Source organism: Mesorhizobium sp. M7A.T.Ca.US.000.02.2.1 (assembly GCF_003996995.1).
GTDB lineage: Bacteria > Pseudomonadota > Alphaproteobacteria > Rhizobiales > Rhizobiaceae > Mesorhizobium.
Window position 1 is genome coordinate 1 of the sequence record NZ_RZTT01000039.1, and the last position, 25,716, is coordinate 25,716.

The window sequence follows — 25,716 nt, forward strand, 5'->3', positions numbered from 1 at the left end:
GTCGGCACCGTCGAGCGCGGCCTGGATGTTGCTCGTCGCCACGATGCCGGGCTGGAGCGTAATGCCCGGCAGGTAGCGTGGATTTTCGCCACGGTCGATCGCGGCGACGGTCTCCGGGTCGCGCGCGTAAAGGCGGACGAAATGGCCGGCGCGCAGCATGGCTAAGGCCAAGGCAGTGCCCCAGGCGCCGCCGCCGAGCACGGCAACGCGCCAGCCGGTTGGCGCGGTGTCGTTGCCGCTCATTGCCCGCTCGTTCATGCCTTGGCTCCGCGCCGGCCGGAGCCGACCATCGGCGCCGAGATGCTGTCCAGCGGCCAGCGCGAGCGCGGCACGAAATCGAAGCCGTTCTCCTGCGCCATGCCGGTGCGCAGCCGCTCGATGCCGGCCCAGGCGATCATCGCCGCATTGTCGGTGCAGAGCTTCAGCGGTGGTGCAATGAAGGTGAAGCCGGTCTCGGCACAGAGTCGCTCCAGCATGATCTTGATCGTGCGGTTGGCGGCGACACCACCGGCAACGACGAGGGCCGGGTTTTTCGTGCCGGGAAATGTCTCGCGAAAGCGCGTCAGCGCGCGGGAGACGCGGTCGGCCAGCGCATCGGCCACCGCCGCCTGGAACGAAGCGCAGATGTCGGCGACGTCCTGGTCGCTCAGCGGCGCAATGGCGCTCGCCGCCTGGCGCACGGCGGTCTTGAGGCCGGAGAAGGAGAAGTCGGGCTGGGCCGAGCCCTTCATCGGGCGCGGAAAGGCAAATCGCGAGGCATTGCCGGCCTGTGCCGCCTTCTCGACATTCGGTCCGCCGGGATAGGGCAGGCCAAGCATCTTGGCGGTCTTGTCGAAGGCTTCGCCGAGCGCGTCGTCGATGGTCGTTGCCCAGCGCTGATAATCGCCGACGCCGCGCACGGCGACGATTTGCGTATGGCCGCCGGAGACCAGCAGCAAGAGATAGGGAAAGTCGAGCCCGTCGGTCAGCCTTGCGGTCAGCGCATGGCCTTCGAGGTGGTTGATGGCGATCAGCGGCTTGTTCGCCGCCGCGGCAATCGCCTTGGCCGTCATCAGCCCGACGATCAGCCCGCCGACCAGGCCGGGACCGGCGGTGGCGGCAATCGCGTCGATATCGGCGAGTGCTGTGCCCGAATCGGCAAGCGCCGCCTCGATGATGCCGTCCAGCGCCTCGACATGGGCACGCGCGGCGATTTCCGGCACGACACCGCCGAAAGCGGCATGCTCCTCGATCTGGCTGAGCACGATGTTGGACAGGATTTTTGGCGCGGCGTAGCCGTCGATGGCCACCACGCTGGCGGCGGTCTCGTCACAACTCGTCTCTATGCCCAGCACGCGGATCAATTCGTCGCTGTCCCTAAAGATTGTATCATGGGGCTTTCCCCGTTAGGAGAACCCCGGAAAAGCCTCGCTTGCCGGGGGGTTATCACGGACTGCGCGCCATGCAAACAATCTTGAGAATCGGAACACGCGGCAGCCCGCTGGCGCTGGCACAGGCGCATGAAGCACAGGCGCGGCTGATGGCCGCGCATGGCATGCCGGCGGAGGCGTTCGAGGTGGTCGTCATCTCGACCAGCGGCGACCGCATCCAGGACCGGCCGCTGTCGGAAGCCGGCGGCAAGGGCCTGTTCACCAAGGAGATCGAGGAGGCGCTGCTGGCGGGCCGGATCGATATCGCCGTGCATTCGTCGAAGGACATGCCGACGCAACTGCCCGACGGTCTCGAACTCTCGGCCTTCCTGCCGCGCGAGGATGCACGCGACGCCTTTGTCGGCAAGGCGGCGAAGACGATCGCCGAACTGCCGCGCGGGGCGAAAGTCGGCTCGTCGTCGCTGCGGCGGCAAGCGCTGATCCGCCGGATGCGGCCGGATCTCGACGTGGTGATGTTCCGCGGCAATGTGCAGACGCGGCTGCGCAAGCTCGAAGAAGGCGTCGCCGCCGGCACGATCCTGGCCTATGCCGGGCTGAAGCGGCTTGGGCTTGAGCATGTCGTCACCGACCTGATACCGCTCGATGTCTTCCCGCCGGCGCCGGGGCAAGGCGCGATCGGCATCGAAACCCGTATCGGCGACCGCGACGTCGAAAAGATGCTGGCAGCCGTCCATGATGTGCCGACCGGCCAGGCGCTGGCCTGCGAGCGCGCCTTCCTGGCGGCGCTCGATGGCTCCTGCCGCACGCCGATCGCCGGCTATGCGGCGATCGAGGCCGGAAAACTGTCATTCGCCGGGCTGATCATCTCGCCCGACGGCATGCAGTCGCACACGGTCGAGTTGCAGGGGCCGGCGCAAGACGCCGCCCGCATCGGCGGTGAAGCGGCCCGGAGCGTGCGCGCCAAGGCCGGCGAAAAGTTCTTCGACGGCTGGCTCTGAAATGCTTCGCGTCCTGGTGACCAGGCCGGAACCGGGTGCTTCGCGCACAGCGCATCGGCTTGAGGAGGCAGGTTTTCAGCCGGTTCTTTTGCCCCTGACCGAAACAAAGGCGTTGCCTGCCGCCGCCGGACTGATCCCGGACGATGCCGTCGCGGTGGCCGCCACCAGCGCCAATGCCGTGCGTCATGCGCCGGAAGAAATCATCGCGACGCTCGCCGCCTTGCCTTGTCATGCGGTCGGCAAAAGGACGGCGCAAGCGGCGCGTCGAGCGGGGTTTTTGTCGGTCAGTGAAGGCCCGGGCGATGCGGAGGCGCTGGCCGACAGTCTCGCCGCCGATTTTTCTGGAAAGACGATTGTCTACCTCTGCGGACGCGTGCGTTTTCCGGCGTTCGAACAGAGGCTCGGGACGGCGGGCGTTCGGGTCCACGCCGTCGAGACTTATGACACGCTGACAATGGGGTATTCGGACGAAGTCATCCTCGAACGCCTGTCGGGGCAACCTGCCGACGCGGTGTTGCTCTATTCAGCCAAGGCGGCGGCGGCGATGCAGACCTTGGCAAGACGGCCCGCTCTGCGCGGTCTCTTCGAAAAAACATGGGTTTTTGCGCTTTCCACTCGCATCGCGGCAGCCTTCGACGGTGTCGCCAGCGAAAGAATCCGCATTGCCGCGCAGCCCGACGAGGATGTGCTGCTGGCGCTTTTGCAGGCGCCGCGCTGAGCCGCGTCATCACACCGCCCCTTTTCACCGCTTGGTGATGTGCTAGACCCTTTCTGAACCATCATGCGCCGCCAGGCGTTGAGACGAAGCGAATTGTGCGGAGCCCAGGCATGGTCAAGACGCCGAAGATGCGACACTCGAAAAGCCGCCGCGAGCCGGTGACCTTCGATCTCGAGCCGGGCGCCGTTTCACGCATCGCCGACGAGGACGCCGCCAGGCAGGAGGCCCAGACAGACGAGGCGAAGGCCGAGGAAGCAGCGAACGCTTCGCAGCCCGAGGTTCCAGAAGAGCCGGTTCACGCCGACCAGACCGATCTCGAGCCCTGGGAGCATACCGACGCCCGGGCCGAACCGGAGCAGCCGCCGGCAGCGGCGACAAAGCCCGCTAGCGAGGCCGAGATCCCCTATCCCGGATCGTCCGACGAGCCCGGATCGTCCCACGGTCCCGGATCGTCCGATGCGCCGGCCGGCAAGACCAAAGCCTACGACTACAGTTTCGAGGACGCATCGGCGAAGCGCACGCAGACCGACGGCAACAAGGCGAAACCCGAGACACGGGACGAGAAAATGGCGCCACCCCCTGAAAAGCGCGGCGGCCTCAACGGCGTCGCCGCAGGCATCATCGGCGGCGTCATCGCGCTGGTCGGCGCCGGCGGGCTGCAATTTGCCGGTCTGCTTGGCGCGCCGGGTTCCGGTGCCGGCGTCTCGCTCGATAGCGTCAACGGCGACATCGCCTCGCTGAAGACCGAAATCGCCGGTTTGAAGGACGCCGGCGGCAACGGTGATGGAGCGGCCAAGATGGTCGGCCTGTCCTCGGGCCTTGAACAGGTCAAGGCCGATGTGGCGGCGCTGAAATCGGCTGTCGAGAAAGGTGGAGCAGGCGACGCGGCCGGGGTCGCCGCACTGGGCGACAAGGTCGCGCAGATCGAGACGGCGGTCGCCGCCCTCGGCAAGGCCGGCAGCTCGGCGCCGGTCGATCTCGGTCCGCTCAACGAGAAACTGGCTGGCCTCGACGCGCTGGTGAAGTCGGCCGGCGAGGCTACGACGGCGCAGGAGGGCCGGCTGACAGCGCTGGAGCAGTCTGTGTCGCAGCTGTCCGGCAAGGTCGAGGCGGCGGCGGGGCAGCCGAAGGTCGCGCTTGCCATCGCGGCGTCGGCCTTGAAGGCGGCGCTCGAGCGTGGCGGGCCGTTTTCGGCCGAACTCGAAACCCTCGCGGCAATTTCGCCCGATGCGCCGCAGCTTGCGGCACTGCGCCCCTATGCTGAAAAGGGCGTTCCGACCCGCGCCGAGATCGCATCGCAGGCTGATGCCGCCGCCAATGCCATGGTCACTGCCGCGACGCCCGTCGATGAGAATGCCGGCTTCCTGCAGAATCTGATGTCGAGCGCCGAATCGCTGGTCAAGGTCAGGCCGATCGGCGCCGTCGAAGGCGCCGGCGCACCGGAAACCGTCGCGCGCATGGAGGCGGCGGTCAACCAGGGCGACTACGCGAAGGCACTCAGCGAGTATGAAACGCTGCCCGAGGCCGCCAAGGCCGCTGGCGCGGACTTTGCCGGCAAGCTGAAGGCACGCATCGAGGTCGAAACCCAGGTCGATGCGCTGATCTCGGGCGCGATGAAGGCATGAGGGCAACACAATGATCCGCCTGCTCGCCTTCCTCATCGTCGTTTTCGCGCTCGGGCTGGGCTTTGCCTGGCTGGCCGACCGGCCGGGCGACATGGTCGTCACTTTTAACGGCTATCAATACCAGGTCAGCCTGATGGTGGCGGCGGTGGCCGTCGTTGCCGTGGTCGCCGCGGTGATGATCCTGTGGTGGCTGCTCAAGTCGCTGTGGAACAGCCCCTACACCATCTCGCGCTATTTCCGTGTCCGCCGCCGCGATCGTGGCTATCAGGCGCTGTCGACCGGCATGATTGCCGCCGGCGCCGGTGATGGCGCGCTGGCCCGCAAGAAGACCAAGGAAGCCGCCAAGCTGATCCGTTCCGACCAGGAGCCGCTGATCCACCTGCTGGAAGCGCAGGCGTCGCTGCTCGAAGGCGATCATGAAAGCGCGCGACAGAAATTCGAGAGCATGCTCGACGATCCCGAGATGCGGCTGCTGGGCTTGCGCGGGCTTTATCTGGAAGCCGAACGGCTCGGCGACCGCAACGCCGCCAGGCATTATGCCGGCCGCGCCGCGGTGATGGCGCCGCAGCTGGCCTGGGCGGCGGAATCGACGCTGGAAGAGTTGACCGCGCGCGGCGACTGGGACGGCGCCCTGAAACTGGTCGACGCGCAGAAATCGACACGGCAGATCGAGCGCGATGCCGCCAACCGCCGCCGCGCCGTGCTGTTGACCGCCAAGGCGCAGGCGCTTGCCGACAGCGACCCCGCCGCTGCCAGGACGGCGGCGATCGAGGCCAACAAGCTGCGGCCGGACTTCGCGCCCGCCGCCGTTGCCGCCGCGGCCGCACTGTTCAAGCAGAACGATGTGCGCAAGGGCTCGAAGATACTCGAGGCAGCCTGGAAGGCCGAGCCGCATCCGGAGGTCGCCGAGCTTTATACCCATGCAAGGCCGGGCGACGCCGTGCTCGACCGCCTCAACCGGGCGAAGAAGCTGCAGGAAATGAAGAAAAACCACGCCGAATCGTCGATGACGGTGGCGCGCGCCGCGCTCGACGCGCAGGATTTCTCGACCGCCCGCCGCGAGGCCGAGGCGGCGATCCGGATGGACCGCCGCGAGGGCGCCTATCTGCTGCTCGCAGACATTGAGGAGGCCGAAACCGGCGATCAGGGCAAGGTGCGGCAGCTGCTGTCCCGGGCGGTGCGGGCGCCGCGCGATCCGGCCTGGGTCGCAGACGGCGTGGTATCGGAACGCTGGGCGCCGGTGTCGCCGATCACCGGCCGGCTCGACGCCTTCGAGTGGCGTGCGCCGATGGAGCGTCTCGGCCAGTTGATCGACAGCCATGACGACATGCCAGCCGGTGCGGCGCCGGTCATCGAAGCATTGGCAAAGCCGACGAGCGAAAAAGGGCCGATCGAGGTGATCGATGACGCCGGTGGCGAGACGTCGGCGGGCAAGCAAGCTGAAAGTCGCGAAGAAGATCATGTCAGGCCGATCACGGCAGCGGCCTTCGCCGCGGTGCCGAGCGATGCCGAGGGCGTCGATCCGGCCGAGGAGCTTGCGCGGTTGCCGGACGATCCCGGCGTCGATCCGGACGAGGAAGCGGAGAAATCGCCGCGCCGGTTTCGGCTGTTTTGAGTTGGGCAGGCCGTCAGGCCGTTGGGGTATGGATCTATGTTTGAACGCGTTCTGTCGTTTCTCAGGGATTTGCCGGCCGGCGCCGGCACGCGTGCCAGCACGGACGATCCGCGCATCGCCGCCTCGGCGCTGCTCTACCATGTGATGAATGCCGATGGCGTGCGCCAGGATGTCGAGTGGGAACGGTTCAAGGCGGTGCTGGCGGAGAGCTATTCGATCAGCGGCACGGAACTTGAGGCACTTGCCGCCGCCGGCGAGCGGGCCGACAATGAGGCGATCGATCTCTATGCCTTCACCAGTGTCCTGAAGCGGCATCTCGATGCCGATGCGCGCAAGGCCTTCATCGGCCTGATGTGGGAAATCGTCTATGCCGACGGCGAGTTGCACGAGCTCGAGGACAACACCGTCTGGCGCGTCGCCGAGCTGATCGGCGTCGAACGCCATGATCGCGTCGAGGCGCGCCGCAAGGCAGCGGCGCACGCGCCCGGCGCCACCGGAACATCGAGCGACGAATAGGATCTCCGCCTTCCCATGCCGCGTCAAACGAGTTCGAAGCCAAAGATACTGATCGTGCTGCATCAGGAGAGTTCGAGCCCAGGGCGTGTCGGCCACATGTTGCTGGAAGAAGGGTTCGACCTCGATATCCGCCGGCCGCCGCTTGGCGACGCCTTGCCCGAAACACTGGACGGCCACGCCGGCACGGTGGTGTTCGGCGGTCCGATGAGCGCCAATGACGAGGACGAGTTCGTTCGCCGCGAGACCAACTGGCTGGAAATACCGCTAAGGGAGAACCGGCCATGTCTCGGCATCTGTCTCGGCGCACAGATGCTGGTCAACTATCTCGGCGGCAAGGTCGAAGGACACGGCGAAGGGCTGGTCGAGGTTGGCTGGTATCCCCTGAAAGCGACCGAAGCCGGCAAGCAACTGATGCACTGGCCGGAGATGGTCTATCAGTTCCACCGCGAGGGTTTTTCGCTGCCCAGGGACGCGACGCTGCTGGCGACGGCCGAAACCTATCCCAACCAGGCCTTTCGCTACGGCGACAATGCCTGGGGCATCCAGTTCCATGGCGAACTGACCAGGGTGATGATGCAGCGCTGGGTGGTGCGCGGCGCGCATCGCTTCGAATTGCCCGGTGCCCAGCCCGGCCGCGATCATCTCGGCGGCCGGCTGATCTGGGACATGCATCTCAAGCGCTGGCTGGACGAGTTCCTGCGGATGATTTTCGGCAAGCCGAGCAGATAGCTAATGCATGTCGCCCAAAAGTGACCTCTGGGAAAACGACATGCATAAAACAAGACCTAAAGCGCGGCGCGTGAATCTGTTTCGACGCGACGCGCTTTAAGGTTCGAGCACCGGCCGCAGGAAGCTGCGCTCGTAGCTGAGAATGCTGCGATTGCGTTTTTCCATTTCAAACACTTCCTGGCATTCCGGGTCGGCAGCCATACGCTTGCGATAGACCTCGTAGTCGGCGAGGCTCGGGAAGCTGAACATGGCAAAAGCGATATTGCTCGCCCCCTCGCTCGGAAGGAAATAGCCGTGATGGTTTCCGCCGAGGCGGTTGACCAGAGCTATCCAGCGACGGCCATAATCTTCGAACTCGGCAAGCTTGTAGGGGTCGATGACATATTTCAGGTAGCAAGTGATCATGAGAGCTCCTGTGGCACGGGGGCGGGGCATTTTGGCTTGTCAACTGAAGGAAGATCAGTTGCGTCCGTCGAGATGGCGCACCTTGCGCAGTTGCGGGAACAGCACCATCCACAGGCCCGCTACGGCGATGGCGCCGATGCCGCCGATCACCACGGCCGGCACCGTGCCGATCAGTGCGGCCATCGTGCCGGCGCGGAATTCGCCGACCTCGTTGGAGGCGCCGACAAAGACCTGGTTGACGGCGTTGACGCGGCCGCGCACCTCGTCGGGCGTCCACAGCTGAATTAGCGTTTCCCTGATGTAGACGCTGAACATATCGGTGGCGCCAAGGAAGACCAGCGCCACGATCGACAGCCAGGTGATGGTGGAAAGGCCGAACAGCACGGTGAAGGCGCCGAACGAGGCGGCGGCGACCAGCATGATCATGCCCGCGTGGTTGCGAAGCGGATGCCCGGCCAGCCAGATGGCGACGCAAATGGCGCCGATGCTGGGCGCCGAGCGCAGCAGGCCGAGGCCCCAGGGGCCGAGCTGGAGGATGTCGCGCGCATAGACCGGCAGCAGCGCCGAGGCGCCGGACAGGAGCACGGCGAACAAATCGAGCGAGATGGCGCCGAGCACGATCTTCTCGCTCCAGATGTAGCTGAACCCGCCGAGCAGGTGCTGCATCGTCGGCTTTTCCGACTCGGTCCGCTGCGACGGCTTCGGGATGGTGAAGATCAGCAGCCCGGACACGAGCATCAGGACGGCCGCGGTTCCGTAGGCCGCTTCCGGCGACACGCCGTAGAGCAGGCCGCCGGCGACCGGTCCGACGATGGTCGCCGTCTGCCAGGCCGATGAATTCCAGGCGATGGCGTTGGCGAAATCCTGAGGCGGCACCAGATTGGCGAACAGCGAGGCGGAGGCCGGACCGAAAAAGGCGCGGGCGACGCCGAACATGGCAAGCACGCAGAAGATCGGCAGCGGCCCGCTGATGCCGCGCAGCGTCAGGACCAGCAGCGCCAGCGCGCACATCGCCTCCACCACGACCGCCAGCGCCATGATCAGGCGGCGGCCGAAGCGATCAGCGACGACGCCGGTGACCAGCACCAGAAGCAGCGACGGCAGGAACTGGACGATGCCGACAAGGCCGAGATCGAGCGGGTCACGGGTCAAATCGTACATCTGCCAGCCGACCGCGACGGACACGATCATGGTGGCGAATGTGGTGAGGAAACGCGCCGCCCAATAGCTCAGGAAGGATCGATGGCGGAACGCGGCATAGCGCTGGTCCGGCGATATCTGTTCTGCTGTCATGATTTAAGAGGCCCCGTTCGAATGGCATCAGCTGGCGGGGCACTTCCACGATGGGCGCTGGTCCGGCTGGCGGAACTTTTAGCTCAGTTCGCAGCGGATATGCGTCAAAATCAGTGCTGGATCAAGGAATTTTCAGCCTTCTCCGTCGCCAGCACGCGTAAGTTACTGCCGCAGCGCGGCGGAGATGGCATCAAGGCCGCCGCGCAATTCGGCTTCCGTCGGCCAGCCAAAGCCGACGCGGAAGAAGCGTTTTTCCATCTCGAACCAGTGGCCGGGTCCGACATAGGCGCCATGGTTTTCCAGCAGGTTCACATAGAACCGGTCGAGGTCGAAGCCGGGTTCGACATTGAGGCGCGGAAAGCCTACGACACCCCCTTCGGGCCGCACCCAGTCGACCAGCGGTTCGCGATCGATCCAGGCCTGGACGATGTCGCGACGCTTCGCCATTTCAGGCAGCAATGTCGCCAGGAAGGCGTCCCGGCGTTCGAGCATGCCGCGGGCGATGCCTTCGTCGATAACGCTGCCGCAGATGCCGATCTGCTCCTTGGCGGCGAGGAATTTCTCTTGAAGCTCAGCGTCCCGGGTGATCAGCCAGCCGATGCGGATGCCGGGAATGCCGAAGGCCTTGGACAATGACGAGACGCTGATCGCCTTCGGGCTCAGTGAGGCAGCCGTCGGCAGCCGCCGGCGGTAGGAAAGGTCGCGATAGGTCTCGTCGACCAGCAGACGGCAGTTGCTGCTTTCGGCAAGCGCCACCAGCGCATCGAGCTCGGTTCGGCTCATCATCGTGCCGGTCGGGTTGTGCGGGCAGGTGACGCTGATCAGCTTCGTGTCCGGCCGCAGCGCCGCCTTGACGCGTTCGACATCGATGGCGAAGCCTTCCTCGAAGGCCAGGTCGACAAAGCTGATGGCGCAGCCGATCGCCCTTGGGGTTTCGATGTTAGTGGCGTAGTTGGGCCTGATGACGACGAGATGGTCATTGGCCGACAGCAGCGAGGTCGAGATGATGAACAGCGCGCCGGCGGCACCGGCGGTGACCAGGACATCATCGGGTGAAATGCCGGCGTCCTGCGCCGATATCAGCGCGCGCAACGCCTTGTCGCCGCGATGCTCGCCATAGAAAAGCGTGAGATCGGGCAGCGACAGGCCGATGTCGGAAAGTTTTTGGTCGGCGATCGAACTTTCGGAGAGATTGTAGCGGATACGGTCATAGCCGTACTCTTCCGGCGCTTCTTTCTCGATCACCATCCTGGTGTAGTTCATGGCTCGCTCCCCTAGAGCAGTTCACCGTTCACGGAAACGGCGACCCGCTCTAACTCCTTGTTTTTAGGCAATTCCGGACGGAAAACCGTTTCACAATTTTCCTGGAATTGCTCTAGGAACCCGTCCACCTATCCAAGCCATAAAAATAGGAAGCCTGCCAAGGCGAATTCGCCGGCAGGCTTCTGTTCCAGTCGTCCTAACTGTTGGCTCAGGACTGAATGTTCAGGCCGAGGCCTTGGCCTTCCTGCCCTTGGCGGGTGCCTTCACGGGGGCAGCCTTGCGGCCGAGGCCGATGGATTTCGCCAGCAGCGAACGCGAGGCCGCGTAGTTGGGAGCGACCATCGGATAGTCCGACGGCAAGCCCCATTTGGCGCGATAGGCGTCCGGCGTCAGGCCGAAATGCACGCCCAGGTGACGCTTCAGCGATTTGAACTTCTTGCCGTCTTCGAGGCAGATGATGAAATCGGGTGTCACCGACTTCTTGGGGTTGACAGCCGGGACCAGGGGGGCAGCCACCGGGACCGCAGGCTTGCCGAGCGCGTTTATCGAGGCGCTGACGCTGGCGATGAGGTCGGCCAGGCCGGAGGCGGGCAAGCGGTTCTTCTCGACGTAAGCGGACACGATGTGAGCGGTCAGTTCGAGCAGATCGATGTCTTTACGGGCACTGTTGCTATCGTCGGTCACTCTATTTCTCCGTCTACAGCGAATGACCTGAAAATCGGATTCGACTTCCGGAAGGGATCATGCGCGAAATCAAAATGCTATGGCGTCCTTCGTGCGTCCACGGAACGAATGGCGTTGTTGTAGCGCGGAATTCCTAGTCGGCAAATCTGCGCATTGCAACGACTTGATGGCAGATCACACGTTATTTTGAACAACTATATTAAACAATAACAGTATCAGACTATCAGCGCCTTGTCGCGCCACAAACGAAACCCGCCTTCGAAGGCGCGTGTGTTGTCGCCGCGCCTGGAGTCGGCGGGCAATTCATCGAGCTTGTCGACGTTGCCGCCGCCAATCACGACATAGTCCGGCTGCATAGCGGCACGGAGCCGGTCGACGACGTCGAAGACGTATTTGCGCCATTTCTTCTTGCCGCGCTTTTCCAGGCCGCGTTCGCCGACATAATCCTCGAAACTCTTGCCCTTCTTGTAGGGCAGATGCGCGAGTTCCATCGGTTGGGCGACGTTGTCGGCAATCATCGCCGCACCGAGACCGGTGCCGAGCCCGAGGAACAGCATGCGCCCGCCCTCGTAGCTGCCGATGGCCTGCATCAGCATCATTGACCACTTTCACCGGTTTGCCGAACGCGCCCGCAAAGTCGAATCCAGCCCAGCCCTTGCCGAGATTGGCGGGGTCGGCGAGCGGCCTGTTGTGATTGACCGGGCCGGGATAGCCCATCGAGACGACGTCGTAGGACAGGCCTTGGGCGAGCTTGTTGACCACGTCGATCATCTGCTGCGGCGTCAGGTCCGGTCCGGAGTCGGCGCGGCGCTCCTCGCCGCCGGCGCTGGTAAGAATCTTGACGTGCGAGCCGCCGATGTCGATCGTGAGCACGATCTTTTCAGTATCCGGCTTCCCGGTGCCCGATGCAGGTTGCTTCACCGCCTTGGCCATCGTGTGGTCCTCTCACTTCACCGGATCGATCCAGCCATTGGGCGGCCCGAACCCGGCCATGACGTCCGCGGGTCCCCATGTGAGCGGCTCGTAGAGATGCGGCGGGGTGGTGTCGCCAAGCACCGGGCCGACGATGCGCCAGGCCAGTTCGCTGGCGTCCTGGCGGGTGAACAACTGCCCGTTGCCGTTCATGGCGTCGCCGATCAAACGCTCATAGGGCGGCATGTCGCCCTTTGAGTCGTCGAGCGCCGTCAGTTCGACCTGCTCGCCGATCATGTCGTCGCCCGGCGCCTTGCGCTGGGCTCCGATAGCGATCACCACCTGTGGGTCGATGCGGAAGCGGACGTAGTTCTGGTCGGCGGGCTTGATCGGGTCGAAGACATCGAGCGGCGGCCGCTTCAGCCGCACCACCACTTCGGTGACATGCACCGGCATGTTCTTGCCGGCGCGGATGAAGAACGGCACGTCCTGCCAGCGCCAGGTGTCGACGAAGAAACGCACCGCCGCGAAGGTCTCGACCGGCGAGTTCGGCGCCACGCCGGGCTCGGCGAGATAGCCGGTGAACTGGCCACGCACGACATCGTCTTTGGTCAGCGTCCTGATCGCGCGCAGCACTTGCACCTTCTCATCGATCAGGTCGTCGGCGGACCGGCCGACAGGCGGCTCCATGGCAAGCAGCAACAGGATGTTGAGCAGATGGTTCTCGATGACGTCCCTGATGCAGCCGACATCGTCATAGAAGCGGCCACGTCCCTCGACGCCGAAATCCTCGGCCATGGTGATCTGCACGCTCTCGACGTAGTTGCGGTTCCAGATCGGCTCGAGCAGCGAATTGGCGAAGCGGAAATAGAGCAGGTTCTGGATCGCTTCCTTGCCCAGGTAATGGTCGATGCGGAAGATCGACTGTTCGTCGAACACCAGATGCAGGACCCGGTTCAGCCAGCGCGCCGATTGCAGATCGTGACCGAAGGGCTTTTCCACCATCAGCCGCGCGCCATGCGCCGTGCCTGATTGCTCCAGCCCCTGGACGACGGTCTCGAACATGGTCGGCGGCACCGCCATGTAATGCAGCGGCCGCTGCGCGGTGCCGAGGGCGCTCTTCAGTTTCTCGAACGTCGCTCCGTCACGGTAGTCGCCGCTGACGTAGCGCAGCAGCGAGGCGAATTTGGCGAACGCTTTCTCGTCGATCTTGCCGAGCGCATTGACGATGCCGTCACGCGCGCGCGCCTGCAATTGCTTGAGGTCCCAGGCATCGAAGGCGACGCCGATCACCGGTTCGGTGAGCGTGCCCTTGGCGACCATCTGGTAAAGGGCTGGAAATATCTTCTTGTGGGCGAGGTCGCCGGTTGCCCCGAAGAGCACCAGCGTGTCGGACCGTTCCTGGCTCATGCGCGTGTCTCCCCCCGTGTCGTCACTTGCCGGCCTTCGGCTTCTCGACATGGCCGCCAAAGGCATAGCGCATGGCGGAGAGCAGCTTGTCGGCGAATTCGGATTCGCCCTGCGAGGAGAAGCGGTCGAACAGCGCCGAGGACAGCACCGGAGCCGGCACGCCGGTGTCGATCGCCGCCTTCAGCGTCCAGCGGCCTTCGCCGGAATCCGAGACGCGGCCGCCGAAATTCACCAGGCCCGGATCGCTTTTCAAGGCGCCGGCCGTCAAGTCGAGCAGCCAGGAGCCGATAACGCTGCCATGCCGCCAGACCTCGGCCACCTGGGGAAGGTCGATGTCGAACTGGTAATATTGCGGGTTTTCCAGCGGACTGGTCTCGGCGTCCGCCGTCCGTTGCCGCTTGCCAGCATTGGCCGACTTCAGGATGTTCATGCCTTCGGCATAAGCGGCCATGACGCCATACTCGATGCCGTTGTGCACCATCTTGACGAAGTGGCCGGCACCGCTCGGTCCGCAATGCAGATAGCCAAAGGGCGCGGTGCCGGCATCGCTGGGCGGATTGGCGCCGACGTCGGCGCCCGGTGCCAGCGTGGCGAAGATCGAATCGAGGTGCTGCACCGCCACGTCGGGGCCGCCGATCATCAGGCAGTAGCCACGCTCCAGGCCCCAGACGCCGCCGCTGGTGCCGACATCGACAAGATGGATACCCTTGCCGGCCAGTTTCGCGGCCTGGTCGACGGCGTCGTGGTAGTAGGAATTGCCGCCGTCGATGACGATGTCGCCGGGCTCCATCAGGGCCGCCACCTGGTCGATGATCCTGCCGGTGATCGCCGCCGGCAGCATCAGCCACACGCAGCGCGGCTTGGCCAGCTTGCCGACAAATTCTTCCAGCGAGGCCGCCCCTGACGCGCCATCGGTCACCAGGGCCGCGACGCTGGCCGGGTTGATGTCGTAGACGACGCATTCGTGGCCGTCGCGCATCAGGCGCCGGACCATGTTGGCGCCCATCCGGCCCAGTCCCATCATTCCGATCTGCATGGTTTCGTCCCTGTTTTCTACGAGATTTGCGGGGTTATCGAGGGAAGGTCTACTGGCTGTGATCTACTGGCCATCTTGGTCGCCCGATATGACGGAGAAGTCGACATTCTCCCAATCGCCGGTCCCGGGCCAGAAAAAAGTGAAGAGCAGCGTGCTTCCCTCGGGGAGGCTTGCCGCAGGCAGATCGGCAAGATGGATGCCGAAGGCGTTCTCCACCGTATGGCTGTCGTGGGTGGTCGCCCAGTTGTCGGTGCTCCAGTGGACCGTAGCCGGGTCCAACAATTCGACGCGCAACGTCTTGCCCTCCGGCATGGTGCGGATCTTGTTGTTGAACCGCCAGGTTCTGAACGGCGATACGGTCTTGTCCTCGATATAGCGCTTGACGCCTTGCGGCGGCATGTCGAAGACCGCGCCGTCGCGCAGCGAGCGCAGCAGCTTGATATGCTCCGAATGTGCCCAGACCAGCGGCATGGCGCTGCCCGAGGGGCGGCCATGCAGCAGTTCGCGTTCCGGCAGATCGGCGCCGTCCCAGACCTGCTCCGGCAACAGGCCGCCCGGTCCGGCCGAGCCTTCCAGCGCTGCCAGCAGGCTGGCTGCCTTTTCCTCGTGTCCAGCCGCCAGCTCATAGTGGGCACGTTCGCCGGCCAGCAGCGGCCAGGGGCGACCCTGGCCGGTGCCGTCGAACGGCGCGCCGTCTTCGTGCTCGCCGTAGCCATCGCCGTTGTAGCGGTACCAGAGCGGCCCTTGCGGCAGATCGCAGCGCAATTGCGCGTCGATGACCTTGACCGTGTCTGTCATGCGCGGATCGTCGGCCGCCCGCAGACCGAAGCGGACAAGTGCCAGTGCATCCGGGCTGACGATTTCCTCGGGCGGCCGGTCGGTGTCGCCGGGCGGCCGGTTCTTGATCGGGACATAGCCGTCCTTCGGCGAACCGGCCTCGGCGCTGTCGGGTGGTGCTACGCGGACATAGTAGCCTTCGACGCCGACTTGACTGCAGATCGCCGTGCCGGTGACGTAGGTCCAGCGCTCGACCTGGTCGTTCCAGACGTCTGATGTCTCGCGCAGATAGGTCGCGGCGTCTGTCTTGCCGCAGGCGTCGAGCAGGTCTGCCGCGGCAAGCAGTGCGGCGATTTCGACGGCGAGCGTGAACGGGTTGTAGCCGGCATCCTCTTCCCAGCGGTCCTCGCCGGTGACGGGTCCGTTGCGCACGACATAGCCGGCGGCGCGCTCGATCATCGGCAGGAAGGTCATGAGCCTGGCGCGCGGCAAATGGCCGGCGCGGCGCAAAGCGTCGGCCAGCAGCAGCGGAAAGGCGCATTCGTCCATCTGGATGCCGGGCCAATAGGCCGATCCGTCGAGCCAGGCGTTCTGCGGCCAATGGCCGTCCGGCTGCTGGATGGAGCTGAGGTAATCGAGGATTTGCAGGGCCGAGGCGGCATCGCCGGCAGCAAGAAAGCCGCCCGCCGTCTCGACCAGATCGCGCGGCCAGACCAGATGGTAGCCGCCGAGGTCGTCGTCACCCCTGTTGAAGCCCCACGGGATCGACAGGCTGGCGACCGCGGCGCCTGGCGTCGCGATCGACCGGTGCGTCGCCAGTACCGCCGTCGAGACGCGATAGAAGTTGATCCCGGGCACCGCGTGCCGGTCGTCCAGCGGCAGCAAGCCCTTTTGAGCGCCAGTTCTGAAGATAGGATTTCGCCGCGGGTTCAAAACCCTGCTTCAGGCTGGCGAAAGCATGTTCCGCGGCCTCGTCCGATGTCGCGCCGAACCCAAGCGCCAGCAAGGCCTTGGTCTCTGTGGCGGAAAAGCCGATCTCGCCCGTCAGCGCGACATTGCCGTCCTCGGCCCGCTGGTATGCAGCGTCGAGCTCACCGGTGTCGTGGAGTTGCTGCCAACCGTCGGAAAAACCGACATAACCGGCCGAGCCGGTGCGCCAGGGCTGCGACGAGGCCAGCGCCAGGCAAGAGCCGCGCCCCGAGGCGAACAGCACGGGCTTTCCCTCGTGCTCGCCGACCCAGGCGGTGTTGCCCATGCCGGCATTGACCAGATGCGGCGCCAGAAGCGCGTAGACGCGGTAGTCGCCGGGCACCCCTTTCAGCGCCGTGAAGGTGATTTCCTGCAGCAGTGCCGGGCGCGCCGGGTCGGCGAGGATGCGCTTTTCGATCCGCCAGGCGCCGTCATCAGCCGTGTTGACCAGCCTGTAGGCGGGCACGCCGTCCTCGAACGGTTCGATCGTATGCACGGCATCGCGTTTCTCTTCCGAAAAATAGCCGCCGGGACCGGTGACGATCAAGCCGAGGTCGCGGGTGCAGGCGCTGTCGACGCGCGGATAGTAGACTTCGTTGAGGATGCCGTGGCTGATCGTAAACCAGATCCGGCCGGCCGGCGAAAGCGACGTTCCGACGCCACTCTTGGCGCTTGATGTCCAGCGCGCCGGGATCCCCGGGGCGCCCGGAGCAACGTTTTGCGTCACTGGCATTCTGTTTCGGTCTCCTGGCCTCCTCCCTAGACCAGGACGCGAACCCTTTACAATCATTGCACCGCAAGTTGATCGGCCGGTCCAACGGCAGGGCAACGAACTCGGGCTGACGGGTTTCTTCGGAGCCTTCGCCCGCCATTGGCTGACGGAGCATCAAGCAAACAACCCGCCTGTGCGGCGGGTCACTGGCGCAAATCAGCACCATGGACAAAAATGTACCATAGGTGAGGTCACCGAGTCAAGAAAAAATTCCTATAGTCAACGGCGCCGTCGTTGACAGCGGCGGCGGCATGCGTCCACTATTTCGCGGCACGGGAGGATCGTGAAAGCAATGGCGGAAGTGTCCCTGGTCCTGATCGACCGGCTGCTGGCGATATCGCGGGCGCTTGCCGGCCATATCGATCCCGGCACGGCGTTCCGCGCGACCGCCATCGAGATCGGCACGCTCATCCCGCACGACCATATCGATCTGGCTGTGCTGTCTCACGATGGGCGCATGCATGCCTGCTACGAAGCCGGTTTCCACACCAGTTGGAGCGAGCTCGCCCAGCATCCGGTGGAAGGCAGTCCGATTCGCTTCGTGTTGTGGGGCAAGACGCCTTACCTGTTGTCGGACAACGCGCTTGTCGACGACCGTTTTCATTTTGCCGGCGCTTTCGACGAGCCGATTTTCGCGGCCAAGCTGCGCAGCCGCATCATCGTGCCGCTCAGGGCGCGCGGTAGCGTCATCGGCGCGCTCAACATCAGTCGGCACGAAATCGGCTGCTACACGCTTGCCGATGTCGCGGTCGCCCAGCAATGCGCCGATCTGATCGCGCCCTATATCTTCGCGCTGATCCAGACCGAGGAGGCGCGCCGCGCCATGCTGGCCGAGAGCGAGGCGCGCAACCGCGTCGAACTGCTGCGCGTAGGCGCCTCGCAATTGACCGAGGGCATGGAGCGCGAACGCCGCCGCATGGCCATGGACCTGCACGACCAGACGCTTGCCGATCTCGCCCGCATCGCGCGCCAGCTTTCGGCCTTGCGCGGCCAGGGCGTGGCGCGGGCAGCGCAGCTTGCCGACCTCGAGCAGGAGGTCGCCGGCTGTCTGACGGAACTGCGCCACATCGTCGACGCCATGCGGCCGAGCGTGCTCGAACTGTTCGGCCTGCGCGATGCGGTCGAAGCGCATCTCAACCGCAGTGTCAGCAAGGCCAAGCCGCCGATCGCCGTGCGCATCGCCGACACCAGCGACGGCGGCGCCGACAGTTTGCCGGAGCCAGTGCGGACCGCGCTCTACCGGATCGTGCAGGAAGCGATCAACAATGCCGTTCGCCATGCCGCGCCGCACCGCATCGACGTGCTGCTGGCGTCGACCGCGAGCGTGCTGCGGGTGATCGTGACGGATGACGGCCAGGGCTGCGGCACCGTCGACCCGGCTGCGTATGGCGGCATCGGCCATATGCACACGCGGGCAGCCCTTATCGGGGCGCGGCTGCGCATCGGCCAGGCCGGCCGCAAGAACGGCGGCACCCGTGTCGTCGTCGAGATCGACCGCCAGCCGTCGCGAGAATTGGCGGCGGCTGCAGCGGTGCCTGGCGAGTTCGCCGTATCGGAGGCCATGTGATGCTTGTGATGATCGCCGAGAATGACGGGCTGCACCGTAGCTTCGCGCGGCGGACGGTGGAGCAGCTGTGGCCCGGCGACGTCGAGGTGATCGAAGCGAGCGACGGCGAGGACGCCATCAACCTGGCGGCCGAACGCGAGCCACTGCATGTCGTGCTCGATTTGCAGATGCCCAAGGCGACGGGAATCGAAGTTGCCAAGGCGATCTGGAACCGTCGCGCCGGCACGCACATCCTGTTCTGGTCGAATTTCGCCGACGAAGCCTATGTGCGCGGCGTGGCGCGCATCGTGCCGCCCGGTTCGGTCTACGGCTATGTGCTCAAATCGGCGACGGAGGAGGGCATGCGGTCCGCGCTGCGCGGGGTTTTCCGCGAAGGCCACTGCATCATCGACCGCGAAATCCGCGGCATCCAGCACCGCGTGCAGGACAAGTTCGAGGGCATCACCGACGGCGAATATGAGAGCCTGATCGACATCGCGCTCGGCCTGACCGACCGGGCGATCGCGGCGCGGCGCGGCCTGTCGATCCGTGGTGCGCAGAGCCGCATCAAGCACTGCTACGACAAGCTCGGCATCGTGCCGGCGGAGGACGGCGCCGGCGATGCTTCCGTGTTCAACTCGCGGACACGGGCGATCTATCTCGCCATGGCGCGTGGCCTGATCAACATCGACGCACTGCGCCGCGAACAGGACCGGCTCGATGCCTGGCTGGCGGAGCACTGAAACAGCGGCGGCCACGCCCCGGAACTTCGGAAGGTCAGGCGCATTGCTAGTGAACGCCAACTCAATGCCTGCGGACCCGAAGTGCGACCCTCAATCACAGATTCATGGCATCTGGTGCGTGAAAGCATAGTCGGCTTCATCAACGACAATGCGCTTAGCCATGGTGCTGCGATGGCTTTCTATGCCACCACCTCGCTGGCGCCGATCTTGCTGATCGTGGTTGCGATTGCTGGTCTCGTCTTCGGCCACGATGCCGCACAATTGGCCTTGTCCGCGCAGATATCAGGGCTCATGGGGCCGGAAAGCGCCGATCTCCTGAAGACTGCGCTGGAAAGTGCATCCGACAGCCTGTACGGCACCTGGGCCGCGATCATAGGGCTGGTCACCTTGCTGGTGGCCGCGTCTGGTGTCTTCGGCGAAATGCAGCAGTCGTTGAACACAATCTGGAAGATCGAACCGCAAGGCAATTCCCTGTCGCGTCTGGTGCGGGCACGGGCCGCCAGCCTGGGGTTGGTGGCCGCACTCGGTTTCCTGTTGCTGGTCTCTCTCATCGCAAGCGCCGCGATTTCGGCACTGGGGGATTTCATCAACGCCTATCTGCCGTTCGGAACGATCATACTCAGCGGAATCAATGGCGTCGTTTCGTTTGCACTTATCTCCGTGATGTTTGCCGCCATCTACAAGGTTTTACCCGATCGAACCCTGGAATGGCGCGATGTGGCAATTGGCGCTGTCGGGACCGCGGCCCTGTTCACATTGGGAAAATCGCTTATCGGCTGGTATATCGGCACCAGCGCGGTTGCGTCTTCGTATGGCGCCGCTGGCGGCCTGCTCGTCATACTGCTCTGGGTTTACTACTCGTCGGAAATTTTCCTCCTCGGCGCCGAGTTCACGCGCGCCTATTCCGTTCGGCACGGCAGCCGGTCCGACCTGGGCACCTTGGTTGACAGCCCTTTACCCGCGCAGCACGACTGAGCTCGAGCACGGCAGGAGTCCAACTCTGCCGGCGTGGTCGTGCTCGTGGCGGTGGCGTGCGCGAGCGCAACCTTGACCGCGCTTTTGCGGAGTGGTCGCCGGCCCTGATCTGACGTCGTCGCTATCCTGTGCTCTATAGGCACGGCCGACTGTGCAAACGCACAGTCGGCCGTGCGCTTTGACCCGTATCGGCTCGTCGGTACCGCGCCTACGCTCTGCCCCAACAAGAAGACTGTATCGGGAAGCGTTCATGCCATTCGTCACCATGCGGAGTAGCACGGCTGTTCGCGCCGGGAGCCGATGATGTCGGTGTCGGCGCGTGCGCGCCATTCCGGCTTCGACGACGTCGTCGGCGATGCGACCATTGAGACGCTGGCGAGCGGCTTCGGCTTCCTCGAGGGCCCGGTCTGGCATCCTTATGAGAAATGGCTGGTCTTCTCCGACATTCCGGAAAGCCGGATGTATCGCCGTAGTGCCGCAGGCGAGATCGAGCTGTTCCGCGCCCCGAGCCACAAGGCCAATGGCAACACGCTGGACCGCCAGGGGCGGCTGGTCACCTGCGAGCACGCAACAAGCCGGGTGACCCGCGCCGAGCCCAACGGCAGCGCGACGGTGCTTGCCACGCACCATCAGGGCAAGCAGCTCAACAGCCCGAACGACATCGTCGTTGCCACCGGCGGATCGATCTACTTCACCGATCCGGGCTATGGCCGGAGGGAGTTCTATGGCGTGCCACGCTCTCAGGACCTGCCGTTCCAGGGCGTCTACCGCATCGATGGCGATGGCGCCCGGCTGACATTGCTGGCTGACGATTTCGGGCAGCCGAACGGGCTTTGCTTTTCGCTGGACGAGTCGCGGCTGTTCATCAACGACACCGAACGCGGGCACGTCAGGGTGTTCGGCGTCGAAGCCAATGGCGACCTCAATGGCGGCGCGGTGTGGGCGGTGACCGAGGGCGAGGGGCCGGGGGCGCCCGACGGCATGAAGATCGACAGCCGCGGCAATCTCTACTGCACCGGACCCGGCGGCATCCACATTTTCGACGCCTCGGGTGCCATTCTTGGCGTCATCCGGACGCCCGAGGATTGCGCGAATTTCACCTTCGGTGACGACGATCTGCAAAGCCTCTACATCACCGCGTCGACGTCGCTGTACCGGCTCAGGGTGCGCGTGCCGGGATTGAGACTGTTTTGAGCTCGCGACAATCCGTGCTCAAATCAGAGTTGGGAGTGAGGCCGGGGTCAAAGCCGGTGGGAATGCAGCAGTCAACACATCTGGGAGGATAACGACATGAAGAAACTGTTCGTTCTGGGCGCTCTGGCGGCAATGCTCGCCTCGGGCACGGCGCTGGCCGACACCAGTGGCAAGAAGATCGCTTTTTCCAACAATTATGCCGGCAATTCCTGGCGGCAGGCGATGCTCGACAGCTATGGCATCGTCACCAAGAAGGCGGTCGCCGACAAGATCGTCGGCGCGGCCGACATCTTCACCACCGCCGACAAGGAGGTGCCGACGCAGGCAGCACAGGTGCAGAACCTGATCCTGCAGGGCTATGACGCGATCGTCATCAACGCGGCCTCGCCGGATGCGCTCAACGGCGCCATCAAACAGGCCTGCGATGCCGGCATCGTCGTCGTCTCCTTCGACGGCACCGTGACCGAACCTTGCGCCTACCGTGTCGTCGTCGACTTCAAGGACATGGGCAAGCAGGAAATCGAGCAGATGGCCAAGTTCCAGCCCAAGGGCGGCAATCTTCTGGAAATCCGTGGGCTTGCCGGGACCTCGATCGACGATGCCATCCATGCCGGCATCCTCGAAGGCGTCGCCGCCCATCCCGAGTTCAAGATCGTCGGTTCGGTGACCGGCGACTGGGACCAGACGACGGCGCAGAAGGCGGTGGCGACCATCCTGCCGTCGCTGCCCGACATCGTAGGCGTCGTCGACCAGGGCGGTGACGGTTACGGTGCGGCCCAGGCCTTCGCCGCCGCCGGCAAGCCGCGTCCGACCATCATCATGGGCAACCGCCAGGACGAATTGGCGCTGTGGAAGCAGGAGCATGATGCCGGCGGCTACGAAACTTTCTCGCTGGGCGCCACGCCCAGCGTCTCGCAGGTCGCGTTCTGGGTCGCGCAGCAGATCCTGGCCGGCAAGCAGGTGCCGAAATTCGTCGAGGTGCCGCTCCTGCAGATCAATCAGCCTGACCTCGACGCCTGGCTGAAGACGGTTCCCGCAGGCGGCGTTGTCAATGCCGAATATCCGCAGGAGCTGGTGGCCAAGATCATCGACGCCAACGTAAAGAAAGAACCTCTGCCCGGCGTACCCGCGCCGAAATGAGCAGCATGGCCGAATGATGAACGATCCCACGTTGCCCAAAAAGGACGCAGCAGAGAGAGGCGATGCTGACAGCCCTCTTGTCGAGGTAGGCAATGTCCGCAAGAGCTATGATGCCGTGCATGCCTTGGGCGGCGTGGATTTTCATCTGAACCCCGGCGAGGTCGTTGGCCTGGTCGGTCACAACGGCGCCGGCAAGTCGACGCTGATGAACGTGCTGGCCGGCACCATCGAGCGCAGCAGCGGCAGCTTTCGCGTCGGCGGACGTGAGATCGGTGCCTGGAGTGCGGCCAGTGCCCAGCAGGCCGGTCTGCGCTGTATCTTTCAGGAACTGTCGCTCTGCGCCAATTTGACGTCGGCGGAAAACACCCGCATCGTGCACAGGTCCTTGCGTGGGTTGGGCTGGCGGCGGCGCGCGCGCCAGGTAATCGGTCCGGTGCTGGACGAGATCTTCCCTGGCCACGGAATCGACCTCGACAGGAAGGTCGCCGACCTGCCGATCGGCGAGCGACAGATGGTCGAGATCGCTCGCGCCTTCACGCAGACCAGCATCAAATTGCGCGCCGTCATTCTCGATGAGCCAACCTCGGCGCTCGGCCATGAGGCGACGGAGCAACTGCTCACCCACATTCGTCGTGCCGCCGGACGTGGTATCGCCTGCATCCTGATCACCCATCGACTGAACGAGATCCTCGCCGTCTGCGACCGCACCGTCGTCATGGTCGACGGCAAGGTCGTCGCCGAGCGGGCGACCGCCGGCCTGTCGCGCGCCGCGCTTGTCGAATTGATGGGCAGCATCGAGCGGCCCCGCGATCGCTCCGTAGGCAAGGCGTCGTCGGTGCAAGCTCCGGTTATCCGGCATGCCGGCCGCGACACCGCTGATCTGACCATCGAAGTCGGCAAGGGCGAGATCATCGGTTTCGCCGGGCTCGACGGCCACGGCCAGCGCGAGCGGCTGCGCGCGATGTTCTATGCCGCGCGCCGGCAGCGCGAGGCCTTGCCGGGTGCCTATGTTGCCGGCGACCGCGGCTCTGAAGGCGTGTTCTCACTGTGGTCTATCGCCGACAATCTGACCATCCGCAGCCTGGATGCGCTGACGCGGGGCGGCATGATTTCAGGCGCCGCCGCCCGCAAGCTGGCCGAGACCTGGTCGGAGCGGCTCAAGGTAAAGGCGCCTTCGATCGACACGCCGATCATGTCGCTGTCCGGCGGCAACCAGCAGAAAGTGCTGTTCGCCCGCGCGCTGGCGTCGGACGCCGAGGTGATCTTCCTCGACGATCCGATGCGCGGCGTCGATGTCGGCACCAAGCAGGAGGTCTACCGCCTGATCCGCGCCGAGGCGGAGAACGGACGCTCCTTCGTCTGGTACACAACCGAACTCGAAGAGCTGACCAATTGCGAGCGCATCTATGTCTTCCGCGAGGGCCGCGCCGCGACCAGGCTGGAAGGCGACGCCATCGAGACCGGCCGTATCCTGCAGGCGTCGTTCGGAGGCGAGCATGTCTGACGCGGCTGCCCGTGTTCCCGCCCGTTCCTCTTCCAATGCGCGCCCGGCCTTGCTCAATGCCTTGCAGGTCGGCCTGCCGGCGATCGCGCTGCTGGTCATGCTGGCCATCATCTTCAGCATCCGCCCGGCGGCGATGAGCTATTTCGGCTTCCATCTGCTGTTCAAGCTCTCGGTGCCGCTGGTCTTTGCCGCGCTGGCGCAGATGATGGTGATCATGCTGGGCGACATCGACCTGTCGAACGGTGCCTTTGTCGGGCTGATCACCTGCGTCACGGCGCTCTATCTCGGGGATGCGCCGGCAATCGCGGCGCTGTGCTACATCGTCCTGATCGCCGCCTATGCCGGTTTCGGCCTGCTTATTCATGCTCGGCAATTGCCCTCGATCATCGTGACGCTGGGCATGTCCTTCATCTGGCTCGGCATCGCCGTCATCCTGTTGCCAGCACCGGGTGGCTCGGCACCCGCATGGCTTGCCGCCTTCATGAGCTGGCAGCCGCCTTTGATGCCGCTGTCGATCTGGCTGGCGGCACTGGCGGCGCTCGCCGGCCATCTCGTCATCTCACGCTCCTCCTATGGCGTGGTGCTGCGCGGCGCAGGCGGCAATCCGCGCGCCGTCGAGCGCGCCGGCTGGTCCGTTATCGGCATTCGGGTCGCGGTCTATGCGGTCGCCGGCCTGCTCGCCTGTCTGGCCGGGCTGACGCTGACCGGCCTCACCACATCGGGCGACGCCAATGTCGCGCCGGCCTATACGCTGCTCGGCGTCGGCGCGGTGATCCTCGGCGGCGGCGCTTTCACCGGTGGCGTCGTCTCGCCGGTCGGCACGGTGATCGGCGCTCTGACGCTGTCGCTCGCGGGCTCGCTTCTGTCTTTCCTGCAGGTGCCGCCGACATGGCAGATCGGCGCCCAGGGCGTCATCCTGTTTCTCGTGCTGGCCGGGCGCGTGCTTTTGTCGGAGCGGACGCGATGACCCGGAGATTGAGCCTCGCGCCGTGGACCTACGGCTTCATCGTGGCGCTCGCAATGTGGCTGGCGACGACAGCCTATTCGGGCATGGGCAGTGCCGGCGCCACGCTGTCGGGCGCACTCGCCTTCGGTGCCTTCAGCGTGGTGGTGGGAACCGGGCAGATGTTCGTGGTCGCTTCCGGGCCGGGCAATATCGACCTGTCCGTGCCATCCGTGCTGACGCTGGCCGCCTATGTGTCGATGACGGTGATGCAAGGGTCCGACGGCATGCTGCTGCCCGGCCTGCTTGCAGCACTTGCCGTCGGCGCTGTCGCGGGTGCCGCGAACTTCCTTGCCATCGTCGCGCTCAGGCTGCCGCCGATCATCGCGACGCTCGCCTGGAGCTTCGTCTTCCAGTCGCTTGCCTTCAATCTCGGCGGCCAGGCGACGCTGAAGCCGCCGGCAGGCCTTTCCCGGTTCACCTCGATGAGCCTTGGCGGTGTGCAATTCATGCCGATCGCGGTGATGCTGCTGACGCTGGCCGCCATGATCGCTCTCAAACGCACGGTCTGGGGCCTGT

General features: G+C 64.9%; 21 protein-coding genes and 3 pseudogenes. 14 read left to right on the top strand and 10 right to left on the bottom strand.

The genetic code is table 11. From position 1 onward, the window contains the following. Window positions 1-258 (bottom strand): NAD(P)-binding domain-containing protein (locus EOD15_RS06130; RefSeq protein WP_185928975.1); only part of this gene is annotated, 258 nt, incomplete at its 3' end. Then, window positions 255-1,340, bottom strand: a complete 1,086-nt coding sequence (gene tsaD / locus EOD15_RS06135; RefSeq protein WP_185928977.1) for a tRNA (adenosine(37)-N6)-threonylcarbamoyltransferase complex transferase subunit TsaD — start codon at window positions 1,338-1,340, stop codon at window positions 255-257. The genes tsaD and EOD15_RS06130, both read right to left, overlap by 4 nt. A gap of 101 nt (window positions 1,341-1,441) precedes the next feature. On the opposite strand from tsaD, the gene hemC reads away from it, so the two are divergent. The 6 genes from hemC (at window position 1,442) to EOD15_RS06165 (ending at window position 7,571) form a co-directional block, all read left to right on the top strand. Further along, entirely contained in the window at window positions 1,442-2,368 is a 927-nt protein-coding gene (hemC, locus tag EOD15_RS06140) for a hydroxymethylbilane synthase (RefSeq protein ID WP_127322722.1), read from the top strand. 1 nt (window position 2,369) lies between these two features. Beyond that, window positions 2,370-3,086 carry a uroporphyrinogen-III synthase gene (locus EOD15_RS06145; RefSeq protein WP_127408356.1) on the top strand — a complete coding sequence of 239 codons (717 nt, stop codon included), beginning with the start codon at window positions 2,370-2,372 and terminating at the stop codon, window positions 3,084-3,086. 110 nt (window positions 3,087-3,196) lie between these two features. Further along, window positions 3,197-4,711, top strand: a complete 1,515-nt coding sequence (locus EOD15_RS06150; protein ID WP_127318778.1) for a COG4223 family protein — start codon at window positions 3,197-3,199, stop codon at window positions 4,709-4,711. 10 nt (window positions 4,712-4,721) lie between these two features. Further along, window positions 4,722-6,326: a heme biosynthesis protein HemY gene (locus EOD15_RS06155; protein WP_127318780.1), complete on the top strand. Its 1,605-nt coding sequence runs from the start codon at window positions 4,722-4,724 to the stop codon at window positions 6,324-6,326. Between the two features lie 36 nt (window positions 6,327-6,362). Continuing rightward, on the top strand, window positions 6,363-6,842 hold the full coding sequence (locus EOD15_RS06160) for a TerB family tellurite resistance protein (RefSeq protein ID WP_127268697.1): 480 nt from the start codon (window positions 6,363-6,365) through the stop codon (window positions 6,840-6,842). A 15-nt stretch (window positions 6,843-6,857) separates the two neighbouring features. Further along, on the top strand, window positions 6,858-7,571 hold the full coding sequence (locus tag EOD15_RS06165; protein WP_127268698.1) for a glutamine amidotransferase: 714 nt from the start codon (window positions 6,858-6,860) through the stop codon (window positions 7,569-7,571). A 96-nt stretch (window positions 7,572-7,667) separates the two neighbouring features. Here EOD15_RS06165 and EOD15_RS06170 read toward each other — a convergent pair whose 3' ends face one another. The 8 genes and pseudogenes from EOD15_RS06170 to EOD15_RS06205 form a co-directional block, all read right to left on the bottom strand. After that, window positions 7,668-7,976 (bottom strand): NIPSNAP family protein, encoded by a 309-nt coding sequence (locus tag EOD15_RS06170; RefSeq protein WP_027037386.1) that lies wholly within the window; start codon window positions 7,974-7,976, stop codon window positions 7,668-7,670. A 54-nt stretch (window positions 7,977-8,030) separates the two neighbouring features. Continuing rightward, entirely contained in the window at window positions 8,031-9,269 is a 1,239-nt protein-coding gene (locus tag EOD15_RS06175; RefSeq protein ID WP_127318782.1) for an MFS transporter, read from the bottom strand. 162 nt (window positions 9,270-9,431) lie between these two features. Further along, a complete protein-coding gene (locus tag EOD15_RS06180) occupies window positions 9,432-10,532 on the bottom strand; it encodes an aminotransferase class I/II-fold pyridoxal phosphate-dependent enzyme (protein ID WP_127318784.1) in 1,101 nt (366 codons plus the stop codon). 222 nt (window positions 10,533-10,754) lie between these two features. Beyond that, window positions 10,755-11,216 carry a MucR family transcriptional regulator gene (locus EOD15_RS06185; RefSeq protein WP_127270031.1) on the bottom strand — a complete coding sequence of 154 codons (462 nt, stop codon included), beginning with the start codon at window positions 11,214-11,216 and terminating at the stop codon, window positions 10,755-10,757. 215 nt (window positions 11,217-11,431) lie between these two features. After that, window positions 11,432-12,149: pseudogene (locus EOD15_RS06190) on the bottom strand (ROK family protein). A 12-nt stretch (window positions 12,150-12,161) separates the two neighbouring features. After that, window positions 12,162-13,538, bottom strand: a complete 1,377-nt coding sequence (zwf, locus tag EOD15_RS06195) for a glucose-6-phosphate dehydrogenase (RefSeq protein ID WP_127318786.1) — start codon at window positions 13,536-13,538, stop codon at window positions 12,162-12,164. Between the two features lie 22 nt (window positions 13,539-13,560). After that, window positions 13,561-14,574 (bottom strand): phosphogluconate dehydrogenase (NAD(+)-dependent, decarboxylating), encoded by a 1,014-nt coding sequence (gene gnd, locus EOD15_RS06200; RefSeq protein ID WP_127318788.1) that lies wholly within the window; start codon window positions 14,572-14,574, stop codon window positions 13,561-13,563. Window positions 14,575-14,637: 63 nt separating this feature from the next. Beyond that, window positions 14,638-17,053, bottom strand: a pseudogene (locus EOD15_RS06205) (glucan 1,4-alpha-glucosidase). A gap of 331 nt (window positions 17,054-17,384) precedes the next feature. On the opposite strand from EOD15_RS06205, the gene EOD15_RS06210 reads away from it, so the two are divergent. The 8 genes and pseudogenes from EOD15_RS06210 to EOD15_RS06245 form a co-directional block, all read left to right on the top strand. Next, window positions 17,385-18,659, top strand: coding sequence for a histidine kinase (locus tag EOD15_RS06210; protein ID WP_127318790.1), 1,275 nt, complete (start codon window positions 17,385-17,387; stop codon window positions 18,657-18,659). Further along, window positions 18,659-19,381, top strand: a complete 723-nt coding sequence (locus EOD15_RS06215; protein WP_127318792.1) for a response regulator transcription factor — start codon at window positions 18,659-18,661, stop codon at window positions 19,379-19,381. The genes EOD15_RS06210 and EOD15_RS06215 overlap by 1 nt, the downstream gene beginning before the upstream one ends. A 114-nt stretch (window positions 19,382-19,495) precedes the next feature. Next, the gene (locus tag EOD15_RS06220; protein ID WP_281035277.1) at window positions 19,496-20,356 is read left to right on the top strand and encodes a YihY/virulence factor BrkB family protein; all 861 of its coding nucleotides are present in this window, start codon (window positions 19,496-19,498) and stop codon (window positions 20,354-20,356) included. 300 nt (window positions 20,357-20,656) lie between these two features. Further along, entirely contained in the window at window positions 20,657-21,550 is an 894-nt protein-coding gene (locus tag EOD15_RS06225) for an SMP-30/gluconolactonase/LRE family protein (RefSeq protein WP_245463589.1), read from the top strand. A 96-nt stretch (window positions 21,551-21,646) separates the two neighbouring features. After that, window positions 21,647-22,690: an ABC transporter substrate-binding protein gene (locus tag EOD15_RS06230; RefSeq protein WP_127408357.1), complete on the top strand. Its 1,044-nt coding sequence runs from the start codon at window positions 21,647-21,649 to the stop codon at window positions 22,688-22,690. A 13-nt stretch (window positions 22,691-22,703) separates the two neighbouring features. After that, window positions 22,704-24,194 carry a sugar ABC transporter ATP-binding protein gene (locus EOD15_RS06235; RefSeq protein ID WP_245463590.1) on the top strand — a complete coding sequence of 497 codons (1,491 nt, stop codon included), beginning with the start codon at window positions 22,704-22,706 and terminating at the stop codon, window positions 24,192-24,194. Beyond that, entirely contained in the window at window positions 24,187-25,161 is a 975-nt protein-coding gene (locus tag EOD15_RS06240; protein WP_127319839.1) for an ABC transporter permease, read from the top strand. The genes EOD15_RS06235 and EOD15_RS06240 overlap by 8 nt, the downstream gene beginning before the upstream one ends. Further along, window positions 25,158-25,716: pseudogene (locus EOD15_RS06245) on the top strand (ABC transporter permease); the annotation flags it as partial. The gene EOD15_RS06240 and the pseudogene EOD15_RS06245, both read left to right, overlap by 4 nt.